This window comes from Pandoraea captiosa, assembly GCF_902459775.1.
Classification (GTDB): domain Bacteria; phylum Pseudomonadota; class Gammaproteobacteria; order Burkholderiales; family Burkholderiaceae; genus Pandoraea; species Pandoraea captiosa.
This window is the reverse complement of record NZ_CABPSQ010000002.1, coordinates 148,881-168,364: the sequence shown is the minus strand read 5'-3', so window position 1 is coordinate 168,364 and position 19,484 is coordinate 148,881. Positions and strand designations below refer to the sequence as shown.

9 protein-coding genes and 1 pseudogene are annotated in these 19,484 nt (G+C 60.8%); 7 read left to right on the top strand and 3 right to left on the bottom strand.

The window, feature by feature from the left end; translation table 11 throughout:
* Positions 1-96 precede the first annotated feature (96 nt).
* Positions 97-1,641 carry an SH3 domain-containing C40 family peptidase gene (locus tag PCA31118_RS06020; protein WP_246190100.1) on the top strand — a complete coding sequence of 515 codons (1,545 nt, stop codon included), beginning with the start codon at positions 97-99 and terminating at the stop codon, positions 1,639-1,641.
* A gap of 97 nt (positions 1,642-1,738) precedes the next feature.
* Here PCA31118_RS06020 and PCA31118_RS06015 read toward each other — a convergent pair whose 3' ends face one another.
* The 3 genes from PCA31118_RS06015 to PCA31118_RS06005 form a co-directional block, all read right to left on the bottom strand.
* Positions 1,739-2,971, bottom strand: coding sequence for an NAD(P)/FAD-dependent oxidoreductase (locus PCA31118_RS06015; RefSeq protein WP_150624005.1), 1,233 nt, complete (start codon positions 2,969-2,971; stop codon positions 1,739-1,741).
* A gap of 144 nt (positions 2,972-3,115) precedes the next feature.
* Entirely contained in the window at positions 3,116-3,469 is a 354-nt protein-coding gene (locus tag PCA31118_RS06010; protein WP_044453215.1) for a RidA family protein, read from the bottom strand.
* Positions 3,470-3,571: 102 nt separating this feature from the next.
* A complete protein-coding gene (locus tag PCA31118_RS06005; RefSeq protein WP_150624003.1) occupies positions 3,572-4,231 on the bottom strand; it encodes a TetR/AcrR family transcriptional regulator in 660 nt (219 codons plus the stop codon).
* Between the two features lie 176 nt (positions 4,232-4,407).
* Between PCA31118_RS06005 and PCA31118_RS06000 the strand changes: the two genes are divergently transcribed.
* From PCA31118_RS06000 to PCA31118_RS26970, 6 genes and pseudogenes are all read left to right on the top strand, one after another.
* The gene (locus tag PCA31118_RS06000) at positions 4,408-5,700 is read left to right on the top strand and encodes an NAD(P)/FAD-dependent oxidoreductase (protein WP_150624001.1); all 1,293 of its coding nucleotides are present in this window, start codon (positions 4,408-4,410) and stop codon (positions 5,698-5,700) included.
* Between the two features lie 2 nt (positions 5,701-5,702).
* Complete coding sequence (locus PCA31118_RS05995) at positions 5,703-6,191, top strand: DUF3331 domain-containing protein (RefSeq protein WP_084070258.1); 489 nt, start codon at positions 5,703-5,705, stop codon at positions 6,189-6,191.
* A gap of 231 nt (positions 6,192-6,422) precedes the next feature.
* Positions 6,423-8,192, top strand: a complete 1,770-nt coding sequence (locus tag PCA31118_RS05990; RefSeq protein ID WP_150623999.1) for a ShlB/FhaC/HecB family hemolysin secretion/activation protein — start codon at positions 6,423-6,425, stop codon at positions 8,190-8,192.
* A 112-nt stretch (positions 8,193-8,304) separates the two neighbouring features.
* Positions 8,305-9,486: pseudogene (locus PCA31118_RS27595) on the top strand (two-partner secretion domain-containing protein); the annotation flags it as partial.
* A 78-nt stretch (positions 9,487-9,564) separates the two neighbouring features.
* On the top strand, positions 9,565-17,691 hold the full coding sequence (locus PCA31118_RS05985; RefSeq protein WP_246190098.1) for a hemagglutinin repeat-containing protein: 8,127 nt from the start codon (positions 9,565-9,567) through the stop codon (positions 17,689-17,691).
* Positions 17,692-18,293: 602 nt separating this feature from the next.
* Positions 18,294-18,704: a hypothetical protein gene (locus tag PCA31118_RS26970; protein ID WP_174990355.1), complete on the top strand. Its 411-nt coding sequence runs from the start codon at positions 18,294-18,296 to the stop codon at positions 18,702-18,704.
* The last annotated feature ends 780 nt before the right edge of the window (positions 18,705-19,484 follow it).

Here is a 19,484-nt window from a genome sequence, read left to right as displayed (position 1 = left end):
TTGCACGACATGGGCGCAATTCTCGCGGCGCGCGGCAGGTCGCCTCTCTCATGGCCCCTGCCGCTCCGTTCACTCCTTTCACTCCTTTCACTCCCGTTGCTCCTGTCGCTCGGCGCGTGCGCCAGCGCGCCGGACCAACCTCCCACCTCGCCGTCCGCATCGGTCGCATCGGTCGCAGCGCCCGCCACGCGCTACAACGTTGGCCGCTTCCCCATCGAGCACTACGATCAGGACGTCGATCGCTGGATCCGGCCCGATGCCCCCGACTACGATCGGCCGCTGCTCCCGGCCCGGGAACAGGCAAAGCGGTTCGAAGCGTTTCGCGCTCGCTACTTCGGCACCGGGCCACGCGACGCGTCCCCGTGGAACGAGACATGGCTCTCGACGTCGCTCCTGACCGCCGCGGGCGCCGCACAGATCGCAGACGCGCAGGCCCGTCGCGCCCGACGCTTCGACAATGGTCGTCCCGGCGTGCGCAAGACCTACGGTGAGAACTTTCAGCCGCACACCACCGCGTGGAACCGCGCCATCGAAACGAACATGGCGCTCGCGCAGCTCGACGCGGACCATGCCAGTTGGGCCTATGATCCGCGCCGTCGCGGCATTACCGTCGACAACGCCCTTGTGCGACTGCTGCCGACGAACGATCCGGCGTTCTACGATTTCCGTGAAGCGGGCGAGGGGTATCCCTTCGATGCCTTGCAAGACTCCGCGCTGCGTCCCGGCACCCCGGTCTACACGCTGGCGCGTAGCGGCGACGGCGCGTGGCTGCTCGTCTACTCGCCGGATCTGATCGGCTGGATCGACGCCCGCACGGTGGCTACGGTCGACGAGCGTTTCGTCGCCATCTGGCGCACGGCAGCAGACCGGGCTCTCGGCGCCATCGTGCGGGCAAACGCGCCATTGAGCGACATCGCGCAGGGCACCTCGACACCGCTCTACCGAACGTTCGCGCCGATCGGCACGGTATTGCCGATCACGCGTTCGCGCGATGGTCGTCAGATGGCCATGTTCCCGGTGGCGGATACGCAGCGTCAGGCGCAGATCCGGATGGCGGCACTCGACGCATCGAGTCTCGTGCCGATGCCGTGGGCCCTCACGCCGCGCCACGTGGCGCAAGTGATGAAGCAGCAGATCGGACGTCCGTACGGGTGGGGCAATACGCTCTTCTACAACGATTGCTCCGCCGAGACGCGCAGTCTTTTCGCGCCCTTCGGGGTGTGGCTGCCACGGCACTCGTCCGATCAGTTGCGCGCAGGAAAGCGCATCGACCTGCGCAACGCCGACATCGACACGCGCCTGCGCACGCTCGCCGAGCGCGGTCGCCCCCTCATGACGCTGATTCACATCAACGGGCACATCATGCTGTATCTCGGCAATGCCGACCACAAGGGGGCGAGCGTGCCGATGACGTATCAGAACCTCTGGGGACTGTCGCCGGCCGATAACAGCCGTCGCAATGTGATCGGCGGGTCGGTCATCCTGCCGTTGCTCAAGACATTCCCGGAAGATCCCGAAGTGCGTTCTCAGGCGAGCAAGCCGCTGTTCGAGCTCAGTGTGATCGGCGGCGATCTGAGCGACGCCGGTGATGACGCTATACGTGCGCCAAGCGTCGACTCCGAGGAAGAGATGCCGCAGTAGATGTCGCATTGCGGGCGTCGCTCTGATCGTCGCCTTTCTCGCTACCGTGTCATGCAGGACGCCGTGGTGAAGGGCGCCCGCAAGCGGGTGTAGGCGTTCAGAAGCGCTCGGCGCGAAACGGCGACGGATCGACGATCGGTGACTCACCGGTCATCAACTCGGCGACGAGACGTCCCGTTACCGGACCGAGCGTCAGCCCGTGATGCGCGTGACCGAACGCGAACCACAGATCGCGATGGTGCGGCGCCGGACCGATGATCGGCTTCATGTCGGGCGTGCACGGGCGGCGTCCAAGCCATGGCACCGGATCGACGCGCTCGCCCAATGGAAACGTCTCGCGCGCCAGCGGTTCGACGGCAGCCAATTGCGTCGGTGTCGGCGGCGTGTCTCGCAATCCCAGTTCGACGCCGGTCGTCAGACGGATTCCACGCGTCATCGGCGTGATGAGGAACCCATGTTCCGCGTCGAGCACCGGCTGGTTGAGCGCCGCCCCCGGCTGCGCGCGGTAGTGCATGTGATAGCCGCGTTTGACCGCCAACGGGAACCGGTATCCCAATGCGCGCGTCACCGTCTCGGCCCACGGCCCGAGCGCCACCACGGCGCGTCGGCCTTCAATAAGGCCCGCCTCCGTCTGCACCGACCAGTGCGGCCGCAACGTCGTGGCATCCCCGGTGTACACCCGTCCGCCCAACGATTCGAAGTACCGCGCGTACGCACCCACGAGGGCGCCGGGATCGCTGACGGAGTCGGACGCGGTATATCGCAGCCCGCCGACCAGCGCGTGCGTGAGCGACGGCTCTTCGAGGCGCAGACGTGATGTGTCCAGCCGCTCGAACGGCACGTCGTATTCCGTGCGCCAGCGTTCGGCATCGCGCAGTGCGGCGTCCATGGCGGCCGTCGTGCGAAACACTTTGACCCAACCGCCTTCACGCAACAGATCCTGCGCGCCGGACGCCTCGATCAACGCACGATGCTCCGTCACGCAATGCGCAATCAGCGTGCTGTAGTCGCGCGCAATCGCCGCGTGACGCGCCGGTGCCGAGTGATACCAGTAGCGTGCGAGGAACGGCGCGATCGTCCCCATGGCCAACGGGTGATAGCGAACATCGGTCGACCGGTTGCGCGCGAAGCGAAGGATCGTGGCGAGATCGCGCGGAAATGCGTAGGGATACACGCCTTCGCGCTGAATCAGCCCGGCGTTGCCGAACGAAGTTTCGTTGCCGGGCGATTTGCGGTCGACGAGGGCGACCGACATCCCGCGTCGCTGCAAATGCACCGCGACGGAAACACCTACGATACCGGCACCTAGCACCAGGGCGTCAAACGTCATGTGCGTGCGCCTGACGGGCGCGTCAGACGATCCGAAGGGAATAGGGAGGAAAGAGGGGCGAAGCGGCAGCGGCCGGGCCCACTCACGCGAGGTCACGCGGCGGTGAGCCCATGCAGCCCATGCAGGCCAAAGTCCGCAGCGAAATTACGCCAGTGCGGTCACGGCGATTTCGACATCGAGACCGGCGCGCATGAGCGGCGATTGCACGCAGGCGCGCGTCGGGGCGTGGCCTTCGGGCACCCAGGCGTCCCACACGGCGTTGAATTCGGCGAAGTGCTTGGCGTCCGAGAGCCAGATGTTGGCGGTCAGCAGACGCAACTTGCTCACGCCCGCTTCAGCGAGCAGCGAATCGATGCGCTGGAGAATATTGGTGGTCTGCTCGGTCACCGACACGTTGGCCGTCTCCGGGACCTGACCGGCCAGATAGACCACGCCGTTGGCGATCACGATCTGGCTCATGCGGGCGTTGGTGTGCAGACGTTTGATTTCGTTCGACATAGGGGGGCACCGTAGGAAAGGAAGACGGGCCGGGAGTCGGCCCGGGTGCCGCTATCTTATACGACGCTTGCGGACGTTCTCAGTCCAGGGCCCCGCGCGGCGTCATTGCCGGATCAGCGCCATCGCACAGTCGAGCACCGTGCGCTTGAGATCGGCCATGCCTTCGGGAGGCAGGAACGGCCCCATCATGTGGCGGTACGACACCGTCTTGCTGATGGCCGACGTGAGCATGAAGAACATGACGTCCGCATCCGACACGGGACGCTGCTGCGCTGCCAGCCAGTCCGCCACGAGCGGCACCATGGCATCGCGATACGGGCGCACGAGCCGTTGCGTGATGATGTCGAGCCGCTCGCCTTCTTCGGTCGCGGCGGTCGAGAAGAACATGCCGACGTCGGGATTCTCGAACACGGCTTCAACGAACACGCGCACCGCCTGTTCGATACGCTCGAACGGTTCGAGCGGCGCATCGCGCAGCGCAATCGTCTGTTCGACCATCGAACGCGTCAATCCCGCAATCTGATCCACGACCGCGACCCACAGTGCTTCTTTCGACCCGAAATGATGCGAGATCAATGCGGCATCCACGCCGGATGCTTCCGCGATCTGCCTCACGCTACTCGCATAGAACCCGCGCTGCGCGAAGATGCGGCGGGCGTTGAGCAACAACGCGTCGGCACCATGCGTGCAGTCGCACGTAGGTCGCCCGCGCGTGCGTTTGCGGGGCGGTTCGGGTTGCGAGATGGCTTTTGTCGGAGTCATTGAGTGATGGGTTAGTCGAATTTGCGAGAGTTTGCCGCATGAAGACAGGGCAACGCGCCAAGTCTACCCGACCTGGGCGGCCCTGCCTGCCCAGACACTTCCTATTTGACATGCCGGGTATACGCTCGCTATTATGCGCTTATTCATCACTTGTTGAATTTGACATTTCCCCCCGAATGTCTCGCGCAAACCGAATCGTGATTGTCGGTGGCGGTATCGCCGGCCTGATGCTGGCCACTCGTCTGGGCAGAACGCTCGGTCGTGCTGGCGCTGCGCGCGTGACACTCGTCGACTGTCATCCCACGCATCTCTGGAAGCCGATGCTGCACACCGTGGCGGCAGGCACGCGCGACGTTGCGCACACCCAGATCGCGTATCTCGCGCATGCGTGCAGCCATGGCTTCACGTATCAGGCAGGACGCATGAGCGGGCTGGACCGTGTGCGTCGGGAGATCGTGCTGGAGGAAATGGAAGGCCATGACGGCAAGCGTCTGCTGGGCGAGCGTCGCGTGCCGTACGACGCGCTGGTCCTCGCCCTCGGTTCGCAGGCCGACGACGCGTGTGTACCCGGCGTTCGCGACGTCTGCCATTTCATCGATAGTCAGCCGCAGGCACAGGCGTTCCACGCGGCGTTGCAGTGCGAATCGCTGCGCAGCGCCGTCAACGACGACGCCCTGCGCATCGTCATCGCCGGTGGCGGCACGACGGGTGTGGCGCTTGCGGCCGAGCTGAGCCGCACGTTCGCGCTGGCGGCCGGTTACGGGGATCCGCAGATCTGCGAGCGGTTGAAGCTCACGCTCGTCGAGCGCGGGCCGCGATTGCTGGGCGCATTTCCCCCGGACGTCTCCGCCTCGACGCAGGATCAGCTCGAACGGCTGGGCTTTCGCGTGCTGACGGAGACGCGTGTGGTGTGTGCGGATCGCGACGGCTTCTATCGTGACGACGGTCAGCTCATTCCGGGCGATCTGCTGGTGTGGGCGGCAGGCGTGAAGGCGCCGGACTGTCTGCGTGGCATTGGCGGGCTGACGACGAACGACGCCAATCAGCTTGTCGTGCGCGCCACGTTGCAGACGGCGCAGGACGAACGCATCTTCGCGCTTGGCGATTGTGCGTCGCTCACACCAGAGCAAGGTAGCAGTGCGTTGCCGCCGACGGCTCAGGTGGCAACACAGCAGGCGGCGCATTTGGGCCGTCACCTCGGCGCGTGGCTTGAGGGCCGCGCAATTCCGCCGTTCGCGTATCGCGATCCCGGCGCGTCGTTGTCGCTGTCCGGCTACAACGCGTTCGGTGCGCTCGGGCGATTCGGCTTTTTCAAAGGTGGCATCGTGCGCGGACGCTTTGCGCAGTGGAGCCACGCCATGTTGTACCGACGTCATCAGCATGCGCTGCACGGGTACGCTCGTGCGACGGTGTTGTTGGGCGCGGAAAAACTCGGCGGCCTTCGCGGGCCGCGCATCCGGCTGGCCTGATCATGCGAAGCGACCGAACCAATTGCCCGAACCGAAGCGGCAGCAGCCGCACCTCCGGAGCCGCCTCGTCCGCGACTTCCCCGACGTCCACCACCTCCCGCGCTTCGCGCTCGTCGCGCGCGGCACGCGATCAGGGCGTGTGGCAGCACACCGTCGCCATGCTCGACGCCGAGCCGGTGGTATGCCACCCGGTGATTCCGTACACGCGCCGCGCGCCGATCGTGCGTGTGCTGGAGATTTCCAGCGAACTGACGATCACTGTGTCGTGGAACGACCCCACCGGGGGCAACTACGGCGCGCAGATCTGGCGCATCCGAAAGGCGCATCACCCGGGCGTGTGCGCATTGACGAACGAGACGATCGACGTCGGCGACTTCGTCTACCGTCCGCTGTTCGGTGACGTCCCACCGCTCAATGCGGACGCGATGATCTCGGCGGAAGCCATTCGCGCAATGCGCGAGTCGGAAAACCGCGAGCTCGAACCCGCGTAGCAACGCGCGACACGTCTCACCGCCCGAAACACCCACGCGCTGAAAAGTCGTCCCCCCCTCCCCCCGTTTTGTTTTCAGCGTGTTGCCGCCCTTTCAGGGCGGTTTTTTTTATGGGTGCGTCGGTAGTCCGAAGTGTTGGGGTATTAGCGCAAAGCATGCATTGAGCGATCGACGTAGATTTTTCGACTGCCTTCATTGGCGTCCGGTCGACAATTCTTCGTTCAATCCGTAATGCCCATCACCAAAACGCAGGCCTTGTTCACGGCCTACATGCTGCTCGCCTCGGGGACACAGGCGCAGCAGGCAAACACTCAAGCACCTCCATCTCAGGCAGAAGCTGCCGCCAGGCTACGCGCCGAACAGGACCAGCAGCGACAGCAGCAGCAAGACGCCAGACAACGCGAGTCGATGATCCATGCGCCAACGGTGCGATCGGTACGTGAATCGCTCCCGGAATGGCCGACACTTCCGCACGAAACGCCGTGCTTTCGCATCGACGCCATTGAACTCGATACGCCGGAAGCGTTGCCGGACAGCGCGCGAACTCAGGGCGCTTCCCTGCTTCCGCACGACCGTTTCGCTTTCGCCCAACAGTGGACGGACCATTACGTCGGGCGCTGCATGGGGAAGCAGGGTGTGGACGCGATTGTCAAAGGGATGCAACGCGTCATCCTGAGTCGCGGCTATGTCACGACGCGCGTCTTGTTACCCGAACAGGACCTGTCGGGCGGCACGCTGCGCATCGCATTGATTCCAGGAGTCATCGACCAGATACGTTTCGCCGATCCGGGGTTGTACGGCACCTGGAAGAGCGCGTTTCCGGCCCGGGGTGGCGATCTGCTGGACCTGCGAGACCTCGAGCAGGGTCTCGAGCAGATGAAGCGTGTCTCGAATCAGACTGTCTCGATGCAGATCGTTCCGGCACAGGGCCCGGGAAGCAGCGACGTCGTACTCGACGTTGCTCGCACGAAGCCCTGGACGCTTGTCGCCTCGGTGGATAACACAGGCACGCGTGCGACCGGCAAGCTCCAGGGCAGCGTATCCCTCGGCGTCTACAACCCCCTGGGCCTGAACGACGTATTCAACGTAGGTATGACGCACGACTTGTCGGTACGAGACAAGGCATTCCGCTCCCATGGATGGAATGGCAGTTACACCATTCCCTGGGGATATTGGCGCGCAACACTCGCCGCCTATGCAAACCGTTACTACCAGCAAATCGCGGGGGTGAATCAGACGTTTGTCGCCAGCGGGAACTCGCAGACGGCCGACGTCAGCATCAGTCGCGTGCTTTCACGCGGACAGCGCCACGTGTCCGGTGCGCAAATCCGTCTTTCCCGACGATTCGGTCAGAGCTTCATCGAAGACATCGAAATCGCTCACCAGAGGCGCAATGACGCCGCCATCGAGGTCGGTTTCACGCATCGCCAATATTGGGGGACGACACAACTTGACGGTTTGCTTGCCTACCGACAAGGCATCGGCGCCTTCGGTGCCCGGCAAGATCGTCTCGCGGCCAACGGTGGTCCGACGTATCGCTATCGCATGGCGTTGCTCGATACAACGCTCTCGGCGTCATTCCTCGCTGCAGGGCAACCGATCCGGTATGTCACCACGCTCCACGGCCAATACACCGGCAACACGCTGCATTACATCGACACCCTTTCCATCGGCGGTCGCTACACGGTACGAGGCTTCGATGGCGAAACAATGCTGGCAGCCGCACGCGGTCTCTACTGGCGCAACGAAATCCAACTGCCCATAGGGCTTACAGGACACGCGCTCTATACCGGCATCGACTACGGGCAGGTGTGGGGACCGCAACCCGTCGTGCTCAACGGAACTCGACTTGTTGGCACATTCGTCGGCGTCAGGGGAAATGTCGCCACCCGGGCGGGAAGCTACGGCTACGACGTCTTCGCCGGCACGCCCGTGTACAAGCCCGCCGGTTTCCAAACGGCGAAGTGGACGGTCGGGTTTCAGTTGACCGCGCAAATCTGACTGCTCGGAACGGCGTGCGTCGTTCCAGAACGATGCGGCGCTCGACACCGTGCTTCCCAATTCGCCTGGCGTTCCCTGCGCTACGGCAACTTTCATCAGGCCGATCAAGACAATGAACAAGCACATCTTCCGCTTGGTGTACAACCGGTTGCGCGGCATGCTGGTCGCGGTGGCGGAGACCGTGTCCGCGACCGGAAAGGCTGGCGAACGGTGCACAACCGACCGTAACGCCACCCATGGCACCGACCATAAGACTGCCGATAATGCCGACCGACGACTCTGCCGCTTCCCCATACGCGCCTTAACGTTCGCGGCGCTCGTCACATTAGGCACGATCCCTGCCGCCGTCCGGGCGCAGATTACCGGCGCAGGGAGCCACGCGCCGTCAGTCGTCCAGAGTGCGAACGGCATTCAACAGGTCGACATCAACGCGCCGAGCGGCGCGGGGGTCTCGCAAAACACGTACTCGCAGTTCGACGTGCCGCGTGCCGGTGCGGTGCTGAACAACTCATCGGTCATGACGCAGACGCAGCAGGCCGGAATGATCAACGGCAATCCGAACCTTGGTCCCGGCCAATCGGCCCGGATCATCCTGAATCAGGTCAACAGTGCATCGCCGAGCCAATTGAGAGGCTATCTGGAAGTCGCGGGAAACCGTGCCGAAGTCGTCGTGGCGAACAGTGCCGGCATCGTCGTCGATGGCGGTGGCTTCATCAACACGACGCGCGCGGTCCTCACGACCGGCACGCCACTGCTCGACGAACATGGGGCGCTGCGCGGATTTCAGGTCACGGATGGCAGCATCGCCGTGCAAGGCGCAGGACTCAACGGGAAGCACGTCGATCAGGTGGACCTGATTGCTCGGGCCGTGCAGGCGAACGCCGATATTTATGCAGGGTCGTTGAACGTCATCACAGGTGCGAATCGTGTCCATCACGATACGCTCGCCGCCGCGTCGAGCGCGAGTTCATCCGCGCCTCCCACGGTTTCCATCGATGTCAGTGCGCTGGGCGGCATGTACGCGAATCACATCGCGCTGGTTGGGACCGAGAAGGGCGTGGGTGTCACCAATGCCGGAACGATAGCGTCGCAATCCGGTGATCTCACGCTCACGAGCGCGGGCAGGCTCGTGCAGACCGGCAAGGTGAACGCGGCGGGCAAGGTTTCGATCACTACCGACGGTGTCGCGAATGGGGGAACGATTTACGCCAAGGAAAATGCCAGCATTCGCTCGACGGGTGCATTGATCAACGAAGGCGCGTTGGGCGCTGGCGGCGACCTGCAACTCCACGCGAACGACGTCAATTCCACTGGGACCCTCGCGGCCGGTGTGGGCGATGACGGCACCGTGGCGAGGGCCGCAAACCTGCTCGTGCGCGCCGTCGAGCGACTGGATGCCCACGGTCTGAATCTCTCGAGCGGAAACACATCGATTCACGGCGGGCGTCTCGATCTCTCGGGGAGCGAAACCACGTCCAACGGCGAATTGGCGTTGACGGGTCGCGATGGCGACATCGATCTCTCGAAGTCGAACACCCGTGCGCAAGGGCGTTTCGTCGCCAGCACACCGGGCGTTTTGGTCACCGACGGGGCAACGCTGGCGACCGGGCGCGATCTGGCGCTGGTTGCCAACCGCATGTCCAATGCCGAGGGGCGCGTCACGTCGCAAGGCGAGATGGTCGTCACGGCCACAGGGGGAGTCTCCAATCGTCGTGGAGAGTTTGTCTCGGACGGTGCTTTGACATTGCGTGGTGGCGTCATCGAGAACACGCATGGAACCTTGCAAAGTGCCGCCGCGCTCACGCTCGTCGGGGAATCGCTGGATAACGGCGCAGGTCGCGTCGTATCCCTGAACGCCGATGGCCTGAACATCAAGACGTCCGGTGAGCTCACCAACGCGTCCGGGGACGCGAAGCATGATGCCGATCCTGCCGACGGCGGTTTCATCGGTGGAAATGGCGCGGTCACGCTGGAAAGCGGGCGTCTTCGAAATCGTGGAACGATCCGCTCGAAGACCGACCTTTCGATCCACGCGCAATCGATCGACAACGATGCAGGCCACCTCTTTGCCGAGCGTCGCGCCATCGTCAATGCGCAGACAAGGTTGACCAACGTCGGCGGGCACATCACCGCAGCCGACGCGTTATCGATCCGGACCACGACACTGGACAACGCGCGCGGCAACATGCAATCCGGCCAACTGGCAGTCCATGCCACGGATCTGGTGAATCGAGGGGGCGCTATTACGCAAACGGGCGGAGCCGCGATCGACATCGACGTCCTCGCGTCACTCGATAACTCGGACGGCGGCACAATCCAAACCAACAGTGCCGACCTCACGTTGTCGCCCGCCGCCTTGATCAACAGCAACGGCACGATCCTCCATGCCGGGAACGGCAAACTTACCGTCCATTCCGCTCGCGGTGCCCAAGACATCCGCAATGCGAACGGCAAAATTCGGAGCAATGGAAGCGTCGCGATTCATGCAACGCACCTCGATAACTCGGGAGGGTTGGTCACGGGCAGAACGGGGCTGTCTGCGACATTGCGCGGAGGTCTTGACAATACAAAAGGCAAACTGCTGACAAATGAAAATGCGTCGCTTGTCAGCGACCGTCTGACGAACGACGGCGGTGAAATCAGCGCGGGTTCCAGCGCGTCCGTACACACTCAATCGCTGACGAACCACAGCGGCGCCATCCTGGCGCCGACGCTCATTTTGACCAGCGAGACTGCGGTGGACAACAGTGCGGGAGAGATCAAGGCAAACCACTTGTCGCTGTCGACGACCGATCTGACGAACCCACGCGGGGTAATCACGCATTACGGCACATCGGCGATGACGTTTGACGTCAACGGTGCCTTCGATAACGCAAATGGCGGCGTGCTGCAAAGCAATGGCACCGACCTCATACTCCGCCCACGACTGTTGAACAACAATGGCGGGACGATTCTGGCCGCCGGGCGAGGCAAGCTCAAGATAGCGCCCGACAAAGGTGCGGGGCGCGTTCTCAACGACGGCGGGCGAATCGTATCAGGCGGTGAGTTGGACCTCATCGCTGCCCGAATGGACAACGCCGCCGGTGAACTCACGGCCAGAGGAAATGCCATGGCCGACGTTCGGGGCGATATCCAAAACTCACGCGGCCGCATCCGGTCACTGGGCTCGCTATCCGTGAACAGCCAGGGTGCCCTCGAAAACATCGAAGGCCAGATTCAGTCGGGCACTGAAGGGGACGGCAGCACGCTATCGGTAAAAGCGGTATCGATCGACAACGGGCGCGGGCTCATCAGCCATCTGTCGAAGGGCAACACGACATTCGACGGAGGAACGCTGATCTCGAATCGTGGGGGCGTGATAACCGGGAGCGGGCGTGTCGCGCTGGTCGCATCGAAAGTCTTGAACACCGACGGTGCGCAATTGAGCGGGGAACGCATATCGGTGGTCGCCTCGGCGCTCGACAACACGGACAGTGACATCGGCACCCTCACGGACTCGGTGGGAGACGTCGTCCTTGAGACATCCGACGCACTCACCAGCACGAATGGGCGAATCGGGGCGACGCGAGATCTCAAGGTGAGTGCCGCAACGCTCGCGGGCGGCGGCGCGTACCGTGCAGCAAACGACGTGACGGTCAGCGTCAAAGGCAACTTCACTACGACACCGGCACTGGCGTTCTCGGCGGGCCGCACCGTCAAGTTGTCGCTGCCGGGTACGTTCGAGAATGCGACAACGTTCCATGCCGTGAAGCACTTGGACATCACCGCGGGGAACATCGTCAACAGCGGGTCGATGACAGCAGGGGGCAAGCTCACGACACGGTCGGATACCTTCCGGAATACCGGATCGGTCGTTGGCGCGGACCTATCGCTGAACGCCGGATCGTTACTCTCGAACGTCGGCGCGACGGCGCTTATCGGCGCGACAAACGATCAGGGCACGTTAGCACTGCTCGCCCCATCCATCGAAAATCTCGACGAGACGACGGACGTCGATACGCAGGCCAGGACGGCGATCTATGGATTGGGACGTATCGTCATCGCCGGCGGCAAGGACGCCACCGGCAATTATCTGAACGCTAACCTGATTCGCAACCAGTCGGCACTGATTCAGTCCGGCGCAGATATGGCACTGCACGCGGATCGGGTCGTCAACACGCGACGAACCATGCGCACCTCCGGCTTCGTGTCCGCCGTCGATCCCGCGTTGATCTCGCGCCTGGGCATTAGTTTGCGTGGTCGCACCGGCAAAGTGAATACGAAGGATCCAGACGCGATTGGCGGGGTATACGTCAAGCCTCCCGGTGGCGGGGAATGGAACAGCGATTACCTGTTCACGAGCTACTGGGGCGTCGCGACCGCGAACACGGTGACGTCGACAAGTCCACAGGCACAGATTCTGTCCGGCGCCAATCTGAACGCGTCGTCCATCAACGTCTTCCAGAATCATTGGAGTGCGGTAGCGGCTGCCGCCGACATCGAGATGCCGGCGTCACTGGATCAGAACAGTTGGAAAGATCAGACCGCGCCGGCCGTTCGCGTGCGGTATTCCGGTCACTATCACTACGACAACTACGACAGGAGCAAGGCCGACTGGCAGCTTCCGTTCGGCGACGCCACTTTCACGACACACCGCCCCGGTGGATACACGAGCGTCGCGCCCGCTGACATCCGCACCTATGCGCTTCCGGCTTATGAATCCACCTTTGTCGCGAATGGCGTGTTGTCCGGTACCGGCGTGAGCATCGATAACGCAGCCGGGAATGTCGGAATGCCGTCCTTAGGACTCAGGCGCGGGCAATCGATCTCGGAGGCGAATGTCGGCATGGTCGAGGGCGGCCTGGGCGGCCTGGTCGACGTTGAGGCAGGGACGACGTCAGTGACCGGTAACACCGCTTACGTCGACCCGATCGTCGCGCATTCGACGGCTGTCGACGTCATCAGCCGCCTGACGATTCCGCAAGGCGGTCTCTTCCGGCCGGTGACGGCGCCCGACGCGTCCTACCTGATCGAATCCAACCCGGCGTTTACCAACGCAAAAGCGTTCATTTCGAGCGACTACTACCTCCATCAGATCGGCGTGAATCCGCAAACGGTGGCCAAGCGTCTCGGCGACGGCATGTACGAGCAGCATCTGGTACGAAGCCAGATCACCGCGCTCACCGGCAAGATCGTGCCGGGCCCGTACACCGATCTCCCCTCGATGTACGAGGCGATGATGCGCTCAGGTGCGGCGCTTGCGAAATCCCTGGACCTGTATCTCGGTATGAGCCTTTCGGCGGAACAGGTCGCTGCGCTTACCCATGACGTCGTCATCCTGCAGTCGCAGGTCGTCGATGGACAGCCCGTGCTCGTGCCCGTGGTCTATCTGGCGCCGACGACGCAACGGCAGACGGACGGCCCGTTGATCGCAGCAGCCGACGTGCGACTGAAGAACCATCAAGCGTTGACCAATAGCGGCACGATTCGCGCGGACCGCAACCTGACGATTGACGCCGAGCGTATCGATAGCGCATTCGGCGCATTGCAAAGCGGCGGCTTGATGACGCTGACGACTGTGGGGAACGTCGACCTCAGTTCCGCTACGGTGACGGCGGGCGAGTTGGCGCTCAAGGCCGGGGGCGATCTACTGCTCAACACGACGTCCACCACTGTCGATCAAGTGAGCGATACGGGGGCAACACGCGTGTCGACCACATTGGGTCCTGTCGCCACACTCACCGTCGAGAAAGACGCTGTGATCGCAACCGGCGGCAATTTCCAGCAAAACGCCGGGACGCTGAACGTCGGCGGAAATCTCGGGATGGCAGTCGGTGGCAATTGGGAACTGGGATCCGTCGTGACCGGTGAGCGCAAGCGGGTCGAACGCGCGAATGGCGTCTCGGATACGAACATCAATAGGGCGACGGGCAGCATCGTCAACGTCGGAGGTGTCACGCAAATCGGTGTGGGTGCCGACGTGACCGCAACCGGGGCCGATTTGCACTTTCAAGGAGGAGGCGCCATTGCAGCCCAAGGGGATGTGTCCCTGCGAGCCGCAGTGACTACGTCTACGGTACATGGCAGCAGCGCCGGTGCTGACCGAGACGGCAGCTATTACGAATCGTCGACATCGTCAGACGACGCCGTTATCGGCACGCGGATACGAAGTGGCGACAGTCTTGCCATTGCTGCCGGTCACGATATCGATCTCCTCGGCAGCGGCGTAACGCTGGAACGTGGTACAGCCACGCTGGTGGCAGGCAACAATGTGAACATCGGCGAAGTTACCGAAACGCATGAGTCACATGGTCGGAACGGCGGAAGCCGTGGCGGATTCCTCAGTAGTCAACGCACCGCCAGCACCTCCGACTCGAAGACTGTGCAGGCCAATGGAAGCATGGTGTCGGCGGATGCGATCGTTATCGCTGCGGGCAAGAATCTGGACGTTCGGGGAAGCACGATCGTCGGCACGAAGGACGTCGCGCTGCAGGCCGGACAGGATTTGCATATCCAGTCGGCACAAAGCACGTCTGAGCAGCACGCCACTTACGAGGAAAAGCGCTCGGGATTCGGCGTTTCCGGTGGCGTGGGCGTCTCCTACGGTAACAGCGAGCAACGTGACCGCACCAACGACACCGCTGTTGCGCAGACGAGCAGCCTCGTGGGCAGTCTTAACGGCAGCGTCAGCATGGTCGCCGGTAATGACCTGACCATTCGCGGCAGCGACGTCGTCGCCGGTGGGAATGTGACGGGTATCGCGAAGAACATCACCGTCGAATCGGCGACCGACCGACAGCAGCATGACGAATCGCACGAGATGAAGCGCTCGGGCTTCACGCTCGCGATCAAGTCGCCGGTCATCGATGCGGCGCAAAACGTCGTCGGTCAGGCAAAAGCGGCGGTCGATAACGGTGGGGACGCCCGCGTTTCCGCGCTGCGCGGCTACGCCGCCGCCAGCGGCGCCTATAGCGCTTACGGGGAAGGGAAGAGCGCTGTCGATGCGCTGGCCAAAGGCAAGCTTCCTGAAGGCAAGGTCGAACTGAGTTGGGGCGAATCCAGCAGCAAATCGACTTCATCGATGGACAGCACGCAGAACGTCGCCAGCCATATCAGGGCCGGGGGAGCGGCAGCGTTGATCGCGACCGGAGATGCTGCAACGGGCAAGGGCAACGTCAATGTCGTCGGTTCAGACATCGATGCGAAGGACGTGTTGCTTCAGGCGACCAACGAAGTCAACTTGCTGAGCAGCGCCGATAGCGAATCGACCCGTAGCGACAACCAATCGAAGAACGTGGGGTTCGGTGTGTCTTACGGCACGAGCGGATTCGGCGTATCGGCATCTTTTTCGAGGGCAAGCGGCGATGCAAATTCCGACTCGACATTCCAGAACAACACGCACGTCAACGCCAGCCGTTCAGCGGTGATTGCGAGCGGTGGCGACACCAACCTGGCCGGTGCCTCGGTAAGCGCCGAAAGATTCGGTGCGCGGGTGGGGGGCGATTTGAATATCGCAAGTGTGCAGGACACAAGTGAAGGTTCTGCGCATCAGGAGAGCATGGGCGGCGGCGTGAACCTGAGTATGGCCGGCGCGTCGGGCAGCGCGAGCTATGCACGTGGCAACGCCAGCAGCAACTATGCGAGCGTGGTGGAGCAGTCGGGCATCAAGTCCGGCGACGGCGGGTTCGACATCGGCGTTGCGGGGAACACGGACCTGAAGGGCGGCTACATCACCAGCACAGCGGGTCCTGAGGAGAATCGATTGACGACAGGCACGCTCACGTTCTCCGACATCGAAAATCATGCGGACTACAGCGCCAACAGCTTTGGCTTTGGTGGCGGGTTTACCGTCGGAAATGGCGGGGCTAACGAACGCAAGACGGGGAAGACATCCGGCAAGAACACCGGTGGGATTTCTCCGATGTTGCCGCAAATGGAGAGTGGCAGCGAACGTGGCACGACCCGTGCGGGCGTTAGCGAAGGCACGATCACGCTGACCGATGAATCGAACCAGCGACAGGATCTGGCAAGCCTGAATCGAGATACTACCGACTTGAACGGCACGGTCGCTCGCACGCCGGATCTGCAGAATTTACTTAGCGACCAATCTCGTCTGATGCAGGCCGCGACGGCGGCCGGTGAGGCAGTGGCACGCGATATCGGCACCTACGCTGACAAGAAGGCCGAGAAATTGGAGAAGCTGGCCAAGGACACGGATGATCCCGCGTTGAAAGCGCAGTATTTGCAGGAAGCGAAAGAATGGTCCGAAGGCGGCGACTACCGCGCGGCAATGCACGCCGCAGGCGGGGCGCTGGTCGCGGGACTCGGCGGTGGCAACGCACTAGGTGGTGCATTAGGCGCGGGCCTGACGTCCAAGCTCGGTGGCGTGCTCAATGACCTGAGCGACGAGATCAAAAAGAAGCGCCCGACGGGAAATGCCGATGTCGACGAAGCATTGGGCCAGATCGTGGCAACCGTCGTGGGAACTGCCGTTGGCGCAGCCGCGGGCGGGACTTCCGGGGCGTTCACCGGGTTCAATACCGATCGGTTTAATCGGCAGTTGCATCCGGACGAGAAGAAGTGGATTAGCGCCCAAGAGGCCGCGTACGCGAAGCGATATGGTCTCACCGATCAACAAGCGCATGACGAACTTACTACGCAAGCCAACCTGCAAGTCCAAAACGGTTCGACGGGCACCTGGAACCAGCGCGCCAGCAACTTTCTCGCACAAGCGCACGGAATGTTGCCTGCGGACGGTGCGAGCGGCCCCGGATACATGTTCTACGCGACGCCCGATCAGAAAGCGAACGTCGAAATGTACGCGAAACATTATCCCGACGGGATCGGAATGAATGCTCCGAATGCTCGAACTATCACGGAATCGGCCGTCAGTGATCAAACGGCACGCGACAAACTAGGAAAGGAAACCTGGATCGCCACGACGGTCGCAACGTCAATTGCTACGGGCGGGGTAATCGCAGCTATTCCTGGTTCGCCGATTTTTGGTTCTACGGGGGCATTGGGAAGCGGTTCTTGGACGTCTCCCGTTGGAATCGGTGCAATTAGCGGCGGAGTGAATGCCGCATCACAGTACTACAAGAATGGTGAAATCAGGCCATTCGACGTCGGGTATGCCGCACTTGCAGGATGGGGCGGTACGTACACGAAATTTTTGGGGAGCATTGCAATAAACGCAGCGACAGGCGCGGCCAATACCATGACAAATAATTTTATTTCCGGAAAGAACGACAGTGTGCTAATCGGTGCAATGATGAATGCAGGTGCCGCAGGTCTTGGCTACGGCGTAGGCGCGTTCATGAAAAACACGATTTTTTCGTTCGCCAAGTCGAAAGTAAGTTCCTACGAATGGTCTAGCCCCGGCGTTTGGGCGAAACCATCAGGAAGGAACATTTTTACAGCCAACAACACTCCAATGATTGGCTCCGCGGTCGGTGGCGCAACTGGGACAGAGGCTGCAACAGAAGCGTTAAATGGCATGGTTTTTTATTTTAATAATTGACAAATGCTTAAATTTATTTACTTATTTTTTATCGCTTTTTTGTCGTCTTTTTTTTGCTTCCTGATGATCAAAATATATGCATTTTCTGTGATTTGGTATGCATATGGAGTCGCTCCGATGTGGGGGGATGTTGACACGCGGTTCGTCTTAGTAAACGGAACACTTCTAGGGACAGTTTTCTATATATTTGCATTTATTCATTTAATATCAGAAAGCTAATAGCCAGTTCCGCTGAACGTAGATAACCAGGAAATTCGCCGCCGCACCGGCGTCGAACTTTAAAACTCAGTGACAATAAAATGACTCACTGGCTCATTGCATTTCTCAGGTCACGGATAATTTTCCCCAACAGGAACGCTAATTAATTTTTGTACCGCAATTAAATCCTCGAACGTCAACACCGCAGTGAACTGCGGCAAAGCGGGAGTCCGCAGTTCCGCAACTTACGTCGATGGAAAATTGGCCGGCGCAGGATATGACATCGACTGGACGGGCGTTCCGTCCGTGACCGGAGGTACCACTTCTGCAAGTGGAACGACGACCTGCACCATGGACATCTGTAACGCTTTAAGCAAGGCGACTCAAAGCTTTTTGCCATCTACATGAACATCATTATTTGCAGACGAATCGTCGCATTTCTTGCAATTCTTTCATTTCAGATTTTTTCGTTTTTTTCGATATTCAAATCTCTTGTCGACAAAAAATCATTGACCGCTAGAATTCTCGCCTCCACGACGACCACCTTTTTTTGCACATCCATAGTCTTCGGAATTTTATCTCTGTTTGCGGCGGGTTTTTTCTTTATCAAAATGATTAATAGCCCGCAACCAGGAAAGAGCATTTTTGGTGCAAATGGATTAACGCATCACTCACTCATCTCCGACGACTATCTCAACAGTCGCGGAAAACTCTATCGGACCCGAACGATTCAATTTCTTTTGATTTTCGGTGTCTGCTGGCTTGCAGGCGTAACATCAGGAATCACTTCTATCTGGATTGTCAACAACGAATAACGATCATTTCGCCACATCCCAAGCGAATGTGACAAGAATCTTCATCAGATAGAAAGTCCAATTCGGGAGTTTATGAAAAAAGTTAATTTCTCAAAAATGGGTGAATTTCTTCTTATTTTCATTTCAAGCCTCTTGGTGTGCTGGGCCCTCTTGTCAATCGCCTGGATTATCGGGTTATTTATCCATTGTTTATTCACTACAGGGTGCTACAAGAAGCTTGAATTTATCGACCTAATAGAATTTATTAACATAAGAAGCGTGATTTTCCGAGGGCTTTTGATGTCCTTAGCTTTCACGCTAATTCTGTACACCAGCGCTTCCTTCCGAAAGTGATCTACGGTAGCGGTTGGAGAAGCGGTGGCGACGCATTCGGCTCCGCACGATGCGAGGCTGACGTCCAAACACGGCGACATGTTCGCTTACGTGAGCAACCTACGGCGACAGTAGCACCCGGCAAGCCTTCATAAAATTACCAGCAATCAACTCGACGCTTATGACGGTCAGTTTTTCGATTGAATTATTCGCAATTCCATTTTTCTTATTCATTCTCACCGTAGTCCCTGCGATTCGGCGACGCGTAGACCGTGTCGGGGGGCGAAGTATTTGCAGCATCCGTGCGATAGTGATTATGGGAAGCGGAGCGATTCGTAGTGCCGGAACATTCTATCGACTAACTCTCTACGAGCGACACCTCGTAACTTGTCTTTTGTTTGGAACTTCATACCGTTATCGAGACGTGAAGGTGATATCTAACGAATGGGGAAGTGGGAAACTCTTGAT